This window comes from Psychrobacter sp. NPDC078409, assembly GCF_050268505.1.
GTDB lineage: Bacteria > Pseudomonadota > Gammaproteobacteria > Pseudomonadales > Moraxellaceae > Psychrobacter.
Window position 1 is genome coordinate 64,776 of record NZ_JBNNGW010000007.1, and the last position, 13,165, is coordinate 77,940.

9 protein-coding genes and 1 pseudogene are annotated in these 13,165 nt (G+C 45.6%); 5 read left to right on the top strand and 5 right to left on the bottom strand.

Features of this window, described 5'->3' with window-relative positions:
• The first annotated feature begins 1 nt into the window (after window position 1).
• The 4 genes from ACQKC9_RS12745 (at window position 2) to cobA (ending at window position 8,240) form a co-directional block, all read left to right on the top strand.
• Complete coding sequence (locus ACQKC9_RS12745; RefSeq protein WP_427622126.1) at window positions 2-2,137, top strand: protein kinase domain-containing protein; 2,136 nt, start codon at window positions 2-4, stop codon at window positions 2,135-2,137.
• Window positions 2,138-2,189: 52 nt separating this feature from the next.
• A complete protein-coding gene (locus ACQKC9_RS12750) occupies window positions 2,190-3,668 on the top strand; it encodes an NAD(P)/FAD-dependent oxidoreductase (RefSeq protein WP_427622128.1) in 1,479 nt (492 codons plus the stop codon).
• A complete protein-coding gene (locus ACQKC9_RS12755; protein ID WP_427622130.1) occupies window positions 3,665-7,171 on the top strand; it encodes a molybdopterin-dependent oxidoreductase in 3,507 nt (1,168 codons plus the stop codon). Before ACQKC9_RS12750 ends, ACQKC9_RS12755 begins: the two co-directional genes overlap by 4 nt.
• A 157-nt stretch (window positions 7,172-7,328) precedes the next feature.
• A complete protein-coding gene (gene cobA / locus ACQKC9_RS12760) occupies window positions 7,329-8,240 on the top strand; it encodes a uroporphyrinogen-III C-methyltransferase (RefSeq protein WP_427622132.1) in 912 nt (303 codons plus the stop codon).
• Between the two features lie 148 nt (window positions 8,241-8,388).
• Here the strand turns inward: cobA and ACQKC9_RS12765 are convergent.
• Window positions 8,389-8,622 (bottom strand): annotated as a pseudogene (locus tag ACQKC9_RS12765) (LysR family transcriptional regulator); the annotation flags it as partial.
• A gap of 138 nt (window positions 8,623-8,760) precedes the next feature.
• Between ACQKC9_RS12765 and ACQKC9_RS12770 the strand changes: the two are divergent.
• A complete protein-coding gene (locus ACQKC9_RS12770) occupies window positions 8,761-8,973 on the top strand; it encodes a hypothetical protein (RefSeq protein ID WP_427622134.1) in 213 nt (70 codons plus the stop codon).
• Window positions 8,974-9,008: 35 nt separating this feature from the next.
• On the opposite strand, the gene ACQKC9_RS12775 is transcribed toward ACQKC9_RS12770, so the two are convergent.
• The 4 genes from ACQKC9_RS12775 to ACQKC9_RS12790 all read right to left on the bottom strand — a co-directional run bounded on the left by ACQKC9_RS12775 (window position 9,009) and on the right by ACQKC9_RS12790 (window position 13,132).
• Window positions 9,009-9,476, bottom strand: coding sequence for a DUF305 domain-containing protein (locus tag ACQKC9_RS12775; RefSeq protein WP_427622136.1), 468 nt, complete (start codon window positions 9,474-9,476; stop codon window positions 9,009-9,011).
• A 43-nt stretch (window positions 9,477-9,519) separates the two neighbouring features.
• Window positions 9,520-10,629, bottom strand: coding sequence for a copper resistance protein B (locus ACQKC9_RS12780; RefSeq protein WP_427622138.1), 1,110 nt, complete (start codon window positions 10,627-10,629; stop codon window positions 9,520-9,522).
• A gap of 25 nt (window positions 10,630-10,654) precedes the next feature.
• Window positions 10,655-12,355, bottom strand: coding sequence for a copper resistance system multicopper oxidase (locus ACQKC9_RS12785; RefSeq protein WP_427622140.1), 1,701 nt, complete (start codon window positions 12,353-12,355; stop codon window positions 10,655-10,657).
• A gap of 123 nt (window positions 12,356-12,478) precedes the next feature.
• Window positions 12,479-13,132, bottom strand: a complete 654-nt coding sequence (locus tag ACQKC9_RS12790; RefSeq protein ID WP_427622142.1) for a DUF411 domain-containing protein — start codon at window positions 13,130-13,132, stop codon at window positions 12,479-12,481.
• Window positions 13,133-13,165 lie beyond the last annotated feature (33 nt).

Genomic DNA, 13,165 nt, shown 5'->3' on the forward strand with positions numbered 1-13,165 from the left:
GATGACGATAACACATGCAGCAAATGCCAATAGAAACAATAGTCAAAATGCGGATGAGATGGCTGCTCATTTCAACACTTCGTCATCTTTGATAGAGTCAAGTCAGTTTGTTGCTATTGATGAGACTAATGAAAGTAAGAGTATAGATGATGGCAGCACTGCATTATGGTGGCTTGATTTTTTCACTATGGCAGGTCGCAAGACGGAAAATCAAGACAGTGTACTTATTACCACCTGCTTGCCCTATCAATATTCAGGTACAGAATCATCTAGTGCCAATCGCCCAATGCCTCATGCAGTATCTCACCCGCCATCATCAGCCCCATTATTGGTGTTGATGGCAGATGGGGTCAGCGCTTGTCAGTTTCCAAAACAGGCAAGTAGGCTGGTGGTGAATACCATTGCTCACAAAATCACATTGGGGTTGACCGCACTGGCACAATCACAAGATGAGACGTCATCCATCAGTTTTGACGATGATCAAGTCGCTAGTCTCATCAAAACAGCAGTCAATAAAGCCAACGATATCTTATATTTTCCTCAATCGTATCAACGGGTGCCGCCGTTGTTGTCTACGTTATCAGGCTTGCTCTGTATCGGTGACCGTATTCACCTGTTTCACACAGGCGATTCTCGAATATACCGCATTGGGGTAGATTGTCTGACAGTATTGAGCAAAGATCACCGCGTGCACCGCGGCCAAGATAAAGGAGCGCTTGCTGCAGCTATCGGCGCAGATAGCCAGTTAGAGCTACAACAATCAGTATTTACCCTTCATCAAAACGAGTGTTTGGCCATCATGACAGATGGGGTTTATGAGCATATAGAGCCCACAGAGTTGCAGTTTGAGCTGTGCAGCAGTGCGACTGATATATTTCAGTTGATGGCTACTACACACAAATTACCGCTAGGGTTTAACACCAGTCAAGCCGTGTGCGAGCAAGCCTTTAGTGCAGGCAGTCATGATAATCTAAGCATGGTCATGCTGAGTATGAACACACGCTTAGCCCATTTTACTTCTATCAATGGCTCAAAGGGTATTGGTCATTTTGATGGTATTGACTTTGATAATCTGGATACAGTCATACGTGATGTGAATCGCTACCAGCTGCCAACTGGTTTACAGATAGGCGATCATATTGATGGCTTTACTGTGATTGGTATCATTGCTCGTACTGCTCGCAGTCACGTGTACTGGGTACAAGATGAATACAACCATGACTTTGTTTTAAAATCACCCAGTTTAGACTCTGTGGATGATGGTCACTATCTGCGTGATTTTTTAAAAGAACGTAAAATTGGTTTGAGCCTATCAAAACATCGCCGCGCGGGCGAGTCGGCTTACAATCAAGCTGATCCCAATCGATTGTCTGTCAATCCTGCATCCAACAATATTGGTCATAACGTGGGTTCTGGGCTCAGTGAGTCGGGGCTGCTACGTTACTATCCAGTACCAGCAAGTACCACATACTTATATCATTTGACTGAATATATCGCCGGTGAGAGTTTACGGGACTTTATGGATCGTCATGCGCCTTGTGATGTGTGGCAAACCTTTGATTTGCTCACCAAAATTGGCATGGCGGTTCGGGTCATGCATCGCAACTATCTGCTGCATCAGGACATCAAACCCGAAAACATTCTTTTAACCAAATCAGGTGCCGTCAAACTGATTGATTTTGGTTCCGCCAGTTCCTCTATCTTAAAAGACAGCACTCGACCACCAAATGGTGATTTGCACTATGCTGCACCAGAATATTACACCGATGCACCAAAAGGCGTGCATTCTGACTTGTTCTCGATTGCAGTGATTGGCTATGAATTGCTGACGGGGCAATTGCCATTTAATACTCAAACACTAATGATGCCAAACCAAACACTAATGATGCCCGCGCAGCCACTACGGCAACAGAACGTACCTGACGCCAGCCAACAGGCACTCATGCGTGCGCTGCATGTCAACACTAACGCGCGCTATCAAGCCATTGGTGAGTTTTTACAAGATTTTAACCCCGATAATAAGGCGCACAGCCGCGACCCAGAACCCCTCATTAAGCGTAACCCTCTATTGGTATGGCATGGCATTTGCTTCATAGAGTTTGTCATCATTTTATTGTTGTTGGCGTACTTTTCATGACACGCTGTTTTGCATTCAATGCTGCTCCGCGCGGCTAAGGAATTTTCTGTTTATGTCGCTATCTATGTCGCAAGCCTCCACTAGGGTAGATACTCATACCAACACTCACGCCTTAGCATCAGACCATCAAAAAAACGCTGGTATCGTTATTATCGGGGCGGGTATGGCAGGCAGTCGTTTTGCTATTGAGCTTGCTCGCACGCAATCAAATGATGACACCGCCCGTTTGCCAATTACGTTAATCAGTAAAGAGCCGCACGTGGGCTATAACCGAATTATGTTGTCACCTGTATTGGCTGGCGACACAGCGTTTGAAGATACTTATTTATATGATAACTCAGAGTATGAGCAGCTGGGTATTACCGTGTTGGCTGGGGTTGCGGTAGAGACAATAGATACCAAGTGCCAGTGTATTGAATTGGATGATGGGCAAACACTCAACTATGCCAAGTTAGTAATGGCTACAGGGTCAATTGCCCGAGTCATTCCGTTCCCCAACCACACGGCTAAAGGCGTGCATGTGTTTCGAGACCTTGCTGATGTGACCGCGCTGATGGACTATGCTAGCCAAGGAAAAACGGGTTTGGTGATTGGCGGTGGCGTACTGGGATTGGAGGCTGCCTGCGCATTGGCGGCACAGGGCGCGAGCACGACGGTCATTCATATGGATGGTTATGTACTCAATCGTCAACTAGATCTGCCAGCGGCCGAGCTTTTGCAAGCTGAGCTCAGTCGCCGAGGGGTTGGTCTCGCGGTTTCTGCACATACTGAGGCCATTGAGATGAATGATGAAGGAGAAGTATGCGGCTTGTCTTTAAAGGACGGGCGCACGTTAGTAGCCGATTTTATCGTGATGGCAGTGGGTGTGATACCCAATACAGCGCTTGCCAAGCAAAGTGGGATCGAGGTTAATCGCGGTATTGTGGTCGATGGTTTTATGCACACCAGTTGTCCCAATGTTTATGCCATTGGTGAGTGTATAGAGCGAGAGGGCGAGCTATTTGGAATGGTGGCGCCAGTCAATCAGCAAGTGGATACACTGGTCACAGTTTTAAAATATGCTTTGATAGAAAACGATACAAATGTGATAGATGGCAAAGCCACCGTGCCAGATCACTGGGTTCCTTTTGTGAGTAAACCGTTGTCATTAAAATTGAAAGTATCTGGTATGTCGGCATTTTCTGCAGGACAAATCGCTTTTGATGACGAAGCCGCTGATACTGTTGAGACCCTCGTATATCGTCAGCCTGACTTAAACCATTATCATTGTCTGTACCTCAAAGAAAACAAACTCATTGGCGCTGTACTTTATGGGGACACCAGCGATGGCAGCTTTTACAGTCAGTTGATTATAGATAACGTTGATATTACGCCTATCAAAGACACACTCATATTTGGCGAGGCATATTGTCATTTGGATGAAATCACGCTTAACAATTCGCCAACTACGGAAGTAGATATAGAGCTTGATGATACGGACAAGAACATCAACCATCATAAAGTGGCCGAACTGTTAGAGGATGCATTATGAATGATGCTACCGCCAATCAATCTGCTGCTAGCAAAGTAGTGTCAGCTAATAGCCTACTTAATGCCGTGCAAAAAAAAACAGACCGCGTCATTGAAACACATGATATAAGTGCTGCCAAAAATACAGAAAAAGCACCGTTGTCATCTGATGGTGATTTGATTAATAGCTCGATTGATGATTCGATTGATAGCTCGATCACTACCATCCGCACGACGTGCCCTTATTGCGGAGTGGGGTGTGGTGTTTTGGCGAGCGTGAATGAGACAGAGGTTCTGAGTGTCAAAGGAGATCCTGAGCATCCGGCTAACTTTGGTAAATTGTGCTCCAAAGGGAGTGCACTGGCACAAACATTGGGCACCGCGCGCCGCTTGACCGAGCCATATTATCAAAACAAGCAAGCAGTCATGCAACAGCATCAGCCTATACAATTGGGTAATGATTTCAATGCCAAATGTAAATCTGACAAGCCACTTATAGAGCAGACAGACTGGGACACCGTTTTAGATGACGTGGCCAGTCGTTTAAATAACACTATCGCCAAACACGGGCGAGATAGCATTATGTTTTATGTCTCAGGTCAATTGCTGACTGAAGACTATTACGTCGCCAATAAATTTATAAAAGGATTTATTGGTAATAATAACATCGACTCCAACTCTCGGCTGTGTATGTCATCTGCAGTAGCTGGGCACAAACGTGCGTTTGGTGCAGACCTTGTGCCGGGTAATTACGAGGATTTGGAGGCTTGTGATTTATTGGTACTGGTAGGCTCTAATATGGCGTGGTGCCATCCTATTTTGTTTGGTCGATTTTTAGCAGCCAAAAAAACCAATCCTAATAAAAAACTGATTGTGATAGACCCACGCCATACGGACTCTTGTGAATTTGCCGATTTGCATTTGCCAATTGCTGCGGGTACGGATACACATTTATATAATGGGTTGCTACATTACCTAGATCAACAAGGTTGCCAAGATGATGAATATGTTAGCCAAAGCTTGGGCGTTGATGATGCGGTGAATGCGGCCAAAGCATGGAGCATTGACGAAGTCGCTAGCGCCTGCCAAGTGTCTACGGACAGTATCCGCCAGTTCTATGAATGCGTTGCCGCCACTGATAAAACAGTCACTGCCTTTAGTATGGGCGTTAATCAATCACAAAGCGGAACCGATAAGGTCAATGCTATTATCAATACCCATTTGTTCACAGGCCGTGTGGGCAAAGTAGGGTCCAGTCCGTTTTCACTCACTGGACAGCCTAATGCAATGGGTGGACGAGAAGTCGGCGCCCTTGCTAATCTGTTGGCGGCGCATTTAGAACTAGACAATACCGATCACCGACAGCTCGTGGCAGATTTTTGGCAGTCACCTCAACCTATATCGCCCAACGTGGGTGTCAAAGCCTGCGATGCTGCCGCTGCCATATTGGATGGTCGTATCAAGGCCATTTGGATTATGGCCACCAACCCTGTGGTCAGCTTGCCAGATGCGGATAATTTTCGCCAAGCGCTTGCTGAATGTGATTTGGTGATTGTCTCTGATTGCTCGGTAGATAGTGACACGGTGAAGTGTGCTGATATTGTACTGCCTGCTCAGGGGTGGGGTGAAAAATCTGGAACGGTTACCAACTCTGAACGGCGCATCTCTCGGCAGCGGACATTAACACCTGCGGTGGGCGTTGCCAGACCAGATTGGTGGATACTGTCTCAGGTTGCCACACGCATGGGGTTAACAGGATTTGATTACCAACACCCAAGCGAGATATTTAATGAGCATGTAGCATTGACCGCTTATGGTAATACGCATAACCATAGCGCATCTCACTCCAATAAGTACTATCCTCGCTACCTCAATCTTAGCAAAGACTTGTCTGCTTTAATGACAGATGAGGTACCAGCTGATAAATCTGCTCAACAATATATTAGCCAACATGTTAACCAGAATGGCAATCAAACATATCAGCCAATCGCACTCAGTCAGCAAGCATACGAAGAGATGTTACCGTTTCAATGGGGTGGCACGCGTATCTCCATGGTTGATAAGATAAAGCCTTTAGAAAATGAGATCATTAATTCCACTGCTACTATTACTAAGTCACAGTTAATCGCTATTACACCCTCTGATGAAGCGAGCGTAGCCAATGTACATCGACGTCAAAGAAGGCAAAAATCCCAACTGATTGGTGAGAAACGACCACCCTCTAAACACGAGTTTGAGCATGATATTCAACCTGAAAACCAAGTGGTTCATTTACGCCTGATTACGGGCAGGCTTCGCGATCAATGGCATACCATGACTCGTACTGGCCTTGCACCGCAATTAAATCAACATCAGCCGATACCAACACTGACCATACACGCTAACGATGCACAGCAACTGGGCGTTCAAGACAATGACTTTGTGCAACTGCATCGCAGGTATAAAAACTACGAAAAGTATGAAAGCTATGAGAACGGCGTGACCAGTGATGGCATAGTCAGTGATACCGCGATGAGTACGGCTAGGAATGGCAACGAGCCCGCAAGTACCGTGATGGCGCAAGTTACCATTAGCGATACGTTGCGCGTTGGTGATGCATTTATGCCCATGCATTGGAGCGATGCTTTTGCTAGCTTCGCTCGTGTAGGTCCCCTTATTCCAACAGTCGTCGATCCGCATTCAGGGCAGCCAGAGCTCAAAAACTCGGCGATCAGTGTCACGCCCGTTCCTATGCAATCATTTGGCAAGATTTTGGTGCATCCTGAGTGGCAAGACGCCGTTATAGTGCAATTACGTACTATTTTGGCCAATTTTTCTGCCCAAGCGTCAGAGGAAGAATTGTCTGAGACAAAATGCGAAGCACGTTCAAATAATATTGTGCCAGAGGCATTACCTGCACTTACTTGGAGTTTGAGTCATCAAAATAATAGTGTATTGATTAATCTCGCTAGCCCGATGGTGGAGGCTAGCAGTACCTTAGCGTGCCCTGAGTTTTGGCAGCAGTTTATGGCCTCTATGCAATCATTATCACAGCCAAACTCTCAAGAGCGTGTCATGCATACAGCGTTTACGGTCGATAATGTACAGAATCAATTACGTTTTATTGTGACGCAATCTGCGCCTGAGACAGACTCAAATAACACTGCTATAAATCGTCAAGTATCTGATGATGAAAGGCTTAGTGCACAACTGATTATGGCTGTTTATGTTGCCCCAACGCAAAAGCTATTACCAAGTGTACGCTGGCTCGATAGCTGCTTTACGGATACTAGCCAAATACCTGTCAATCAACGATATAAATGGTTGCTAGCGGGGCGGCCTGCCAGTGGTTATGTTGATTCAGGCCCCTTGGTATGTTCATGTATGTCAGTTGGAAAAAATATCATTCTCAACGCTATCACACAGCATGGTTGTACTAGTGCGACGGCAGTGGGTAAGCAGTGCCGAGCAGGTACTAATTGTGGCTCTTGCGTGGGGCAAATCAATGCATTAATCGCAGAATGTGCCCCCTTGGCGCAAGCTTAGATAGTCGTGTGGCACGTCGCTTGCAACCTTTCATATGCAATTACTGGTTGAGTGTTGTGTTATGAACAATAAGCCATTTTAGATTAGGGGTTTATTGACAACTTTGCTTTTGGTTGCCCATTTTTCTGTATTCACGCTATTATCAGGAGTCACCATCATGACCAATATATCTGCCGCTACCTCAACGCATGAGACCTATCAGCTAATGGGCCAACACTGCGCAGAAAACGTGCAAACTTGCACCAAAAGAGGCACCGTGCATCTTATAGGCGCAGGATCTGGTGACCCTGAGTTATTAACCTTAAAAGCATGGCGAGTGATGCAGCGTGCAGAGGTAGTGTTGTATGACAGTCTGGTGTCTGAAGATATTTTGGATATGTGCGCGACTACGGCTGAAAAAATATTCGTTGGTAAGCGCCGCGCCAACCATGCATTGCCACAAGAGAGTATTAACGAGCTACTGGTCAAACACGCGCTGGCAGGTAAAATAGTGGTTCGCTTAAAAGGTGGCGACCCTTTTATTTTTGGACGCGGCGGCGAAGAGCTACAGGAAGTGGTACGTCATGGCATTCATTTTGAGTCTATTCCAGGTATTACTGCCGCCAGTGCCGCTGCTAGCCGTACAGGAATTCCACTAACGCACCGTGACCATGCTCAATCGGTCAAGTTTGTCACTGCTTGCAAAAAAAATGGCGCGCCTAATAACGATTATAGTGAGCTAATGGACAGCAGCCAGACAGTTGTGTTTTACATGGGTTTGCACCGTTTGCATGAGATGACACAAGGGTTGATAGCAGCGGGGCGCGACAGCGAAACGCCTTTTGCTATCATTAGTCATGCCAGTATGCCAACGCAGCAAGTACTTATCGGCACATTAAGTGATATCGCTGATCAGCAAGCTGAAGCAAAACTGCCAACCCCTGCACTATTGATTATGGGTGATGTGGTCACTTTATATCATGAGTTTGCAGACTATAATCTTGGCGCCATGGGTGAAGGTGAGTTTGTTGATGTTGATAAAGTGATAAGCAGTAATGAGTTAATACCCAATTTGGAAAGTATTGCGTAGGATAATTACTTTTAAGAAACTGTTACTAAGGTGATTATGTGCACCCGTCCAGAATTTTGTGTAGGACCATGTTTAGTCTAGATAATACTTACATCAAGTTTAAGAATGTTCGATGTCGTTTCAAAGTTGGCTATAGCTAAGTCAATTATTATAGATTTCGTAATTGCTCGATTAACCAACGATGTATGCCACTGTCAGCAGTACGTGGATGCCATGCTGCGATCACCTTAAAAGTAGGCGGCAATGCTTCAACCTTAAGCTCTTTGACCTTACTGCTCGGCAATAATCGCGAAGGATAAAACGCAATCATGTCAGTCGTGTGCAAAACATCTGGTACAGCCGAAAAGCTAGGAACCGACATCACAATATTTCGTTTTAGACCTTTTTCTGCAAACTATTGATCATGAAAGCCACGTAAGTTAGCACGCGAAGGTGACACGACGAGCTGCGCGTGTGCAGCCACTTGCGCCAGCGTTAATGGCTCTGTGGCAAAAATATTTTCACAACCCGTCACGCATAAATGTTGCTCTTCAAACTTATACGCATATTGGTAGGGTATGTTGGACTTTATCCAACGCTCCTAATCGTATTGACGTTATTGAAGCCTGTGACCCAAGGATTAAGCCTGCCAGTGGTGGTATTAATTGAAACGATAATACTTGTTCCACTGACACAGTTGGTGTCTTTCCCACTAGCAGGCTGGGTCATTGAGCGTCTGAGCAGAAAAGAGTGATCACTTTTCGCAGCGTTCACTGGTACACCATTCTCTTATTCAAGCTCGTCAATCAACTGCTTCATTTCATCAATTTCACGTTTTTGTGCTTTTATAATATCATCAGCAAGCTGTTGCACACGCGGATCTTTAATATCAGCGCGGCTACTGGTGAGAATGGCAATCGAGTGATGCGGTATCATCGCCTGCATCCAATCGACTTGATCGACAGTCGCTTGAGATCTAACGCCCCAGATACCAACTGCAAACATCAATACACTTAGACCATAGATCATCAAATTGACCTTGGTCTTCTTATACATATTGGTCATAAATACCAACATGACGACTGCCATACCGGCACCCATGTAGAGTGCCATATACGCTCGGGTTTCACTAAAGTAAATATGATCCCACTGGTAGGTATTAAAATACATCATGATATACATGACGACAGTCGATGTCAGAATCATTAAGGTAAATTTTACATAAGGGTTCATATTTTTTTGCTTAGCAGCTTCCATGATATGACCTCCATTGTTTTGTTAAATTAAAATGGGTAGACAGTTAAAACCAGAATTTAACGCCCGCAGTCAAACTACTGCTATCAACCGATTCATTTTCTTGACGTCGTTGACCACGAGCCTTGCCAAGCGCTGTCTCATAACTAACCCCCACATAAGGGGCTAGCTGGCGACTGAATGTCTCGTAAGTCAGCCTGACCTCAGTTTCCATCTCATTAAAGCCTTTGGTAATACCATTATCATGGTCATCTTTACTAAAGGCAGTCAGTCCAACCTCCGGTATGACTACCCAATGCTGATCCAAACGCCATTCGTACTCTGCGCCCAGATCAAGACGAAGTTGACCATCGGTATATAAGTAGGCTCTCGCATCCGTTTCTATAAAATAAGGCGCGGTACCGACAATACCTGCCATTACGGCAGCGTTGTCGTTTTCAGTATCGTAAGCGACACCAGCTTCACCATTCCAAAAAATACTTAGTGGTTTCCAATAAGCAAGGGAGCTTAAGCTAACGATTTCTTTATCATCTTTAGTCTGAGCACTACCTTCCGTGCGTAGTCTTAAACGATTGCTATCAGTACCGTACCAACCCGTCGCTTCGAAGTTGATTTGATCTTCGTCAAACTGATAGCCCAAGTCGTCTACTGAGACTCCCCATAATGGCATGCTGCCCATCATCATGGGCTTACCATACTGCCCGTATGGAACCCCATTTGAATAGTCTGGACTGCGAGCATCAGCTGGTGGCTGCCCACCTTGCATGCCCGACATATCCATACTGCCATGATCCATGCTACTGTGATCCATATCGGACATATCGCCTGATATGTCCATGCCGCTATGAGCCATACCTGACATATCGCCTGACATGTCCATGCCGCTATGAGCCATACCTGACATATCGCCTGACATGTCCATGCCGCTATGATCCATACCAGACATATCATCCGACATATCCATGCCGCTGTGGTCCATATCAGACATATTGCCTGACATATCCATGCCGCTGTGGTCCATATCAGACATATCACCTGACATGTCCATGCCGCTGTGATCCATATTCGACATCTCAGCAGCTGTTGCAAAAGAGGATGTGAGCAAGACTAGCGATGACAAACCAATGAATGACAGATTTTTCTTAGATGTTTTCATAATAAGCCTCATATTCGAAGGTTTGTTAAACGACGGCAACTTCTCTGAACATGCCGGCTTCCATGTGATACAGCAGATGACAGTGCCATGCCCATCGTCCAACTTCTCCCGTCACATCGAAGCTAATCTTTTGCGCTGGCTGAACCACAATCGTATGTTTACGTACCTGAAAGTCTCCAGATGGCGTGCGCAAGTCGCTCCACATACCATGCAGATGCATAGGATGATTCATCATCGTGTCATTGACTAAGGTGATACGCACGCGTTCGTTAGGTTTAATATTGACAGGCTTTGCATCCTTAAACATGACACCATCTAACGCCCAAATATAGCGCTCCATGTTACCCGTTAAATGTAGCTCGATCTCTCGGGTAGGCTTACGCTGCTCTGCAAATATGGCCTCATCGACAGAGTGCAGCTGACTATAATTCAGCACGTCACGATTGATATTACGCAGGTTAATACCGGGATCATCTAGGTTCATACGTGGACTGTCGACACGCATATCAGATTTAAAGTCATACTCGGTCTTGGCGTGTTTTGCTTTGTAGCCTTTATCACCCATCGCACCCATCATATCTGCCATGGTTAGCCATTCGATCTTGTTCATAGCAGGTATGGCAGCTCGTGCGCCTTTTTTAGTTGCAAGTGTGGTCGCGACATAGCCTGAACGATCGATGTTTTGGGCAAATATGGTATGTGCGTCTTGAGTAGGCGTGACGATGACATCATAGGTCTCAGCCACGCCAATGCGGAAATCATCAATCGCAACGGGTGCGACATCAATACCATCTGTTGCTACCACAGTCATCTTGAGACCCGGTATACGCACATCAAAAATGGTTTGCGCTGAAGCATTGATAAATCGTAATTTAACGGGCTGTCCTGCTTTCACTAGCTGCGTCCAATTGGCTGCTGTGGTCTTACCATTCATCAGATAGGTAAAGGTCTTTTCGCCAGATAAATCAGTAAAATCCGTTGGCATCATGCGCATCTGATTCCACATTTTGCGCTTGTCATAAGCGGCTTCTAGATCTGTTGCGGCAATATCAGACAATAGTTTTTTGAAGTCTGGCAAATGATAATTATCAAAGTCAGCACGCTGTTTGAGCAACTTCAAGAGGTTGTGTGGATCGCGGTGCGTCCAATCACTCAGCACGATTACATGGTCTTCCTCGACTGGATGACGCTCACGCCCTTTTGGTTCAATGACAATAGCACCGAGCATGCCGGTTTGCTCTTGAAAGCCACTGTGTGAGTGATACCAATAGGTGCCTGATTGCACCAGTTTGAATGTGTAGGTAAAGGTACTATTTGCGGGAATGCCATCGAAGCTAATACCTGGCACCCCATCCATCTCAAACGGAACGAGCAAACCATGCCAATGAATAGAGGTCGATTCATTCATCTGATTATGGACGCGGATGGTTACCGTATCGCCTTCTTGCATCTTTAGCGTTGGCGCTGGCAGTGAGTCATTAATCAGTGTCGCCATGCTCGAATTGCCATCGACGATAATGGGCTTCTTACTGACATAAAGGTCAAACTCGTTACCAGTTAGGATGGGTACGATATGGTCAGACTTATCACTGTTGACGGCTACATTTTGCTGCCCTTTACCGAGCGCACTATTCGCAATAGACGGTAGTGTGGATAGCATGGACGCGCCTAACAGAGTAGAAGACCCTGTCAAAAAACGTCTGCGATTAAGCATGTTCTGGTTCATAATGAGGTACCTACTGTCATCCATAAAATAGGCGTTGAGCCTAATATCGTATCTAGCCACCGAGCCTAGGGCCTATAAACTGCTCATTGATAAAACGGATAAGCTATTTAAACGTCAATCAAACTATAATTGCTGCTGCGGTGATTCAATGGTTGCATAAATGGCTGTTGAGCCATCTTTGTTAAGCTGCATCACTTTATATGGCATAAATTTATCTTGGTATTCCATACCTGGGCTACCGACTGGCATGCTCGGTACGGCAAGACCAATCGCATCACTTGGCGGGTTTTTTAGGAACTGCGCCATATATTTGGCAGGGACATGACCTTCAAATACGTAGCCATCAGTGGTAACAGTGGTATGGCAAGAGCGCATTTGCTGCGGTACGCTGTATCGCTCTTTAAATAAGGACACGTCTTCGACATTCTGTGCAGTTGCGTTTAGACCATGACCTTCGGCATAACCGACCCATTCTTTGCAACAGCCACAATTGGCATCTTTATAGACAGTGGCTGAGATGTTTTTTAGGATAGTTGATTGGGTATCTGAAGAAGCGCTGATAGGTGTCATTTCAGCTGTTGATTGCTCCGTGTACGTAGTTTGCACGTTTTGCGTAGCAATAGTTGGCTCATTTACTGGTGTTGAGTCAGCAGCAGCGGAGTTAGGTTGACTACAAGCGGCAATCGTTAACGATAATGGCAATACCACGATCGCCGAGAGCACACGGCCAGATATCTGATGATGATCATTAATAAATCTATTAGTATAGCGTCTCATAAAACCACTCCCGAGCGTCTGTATGACAATTAA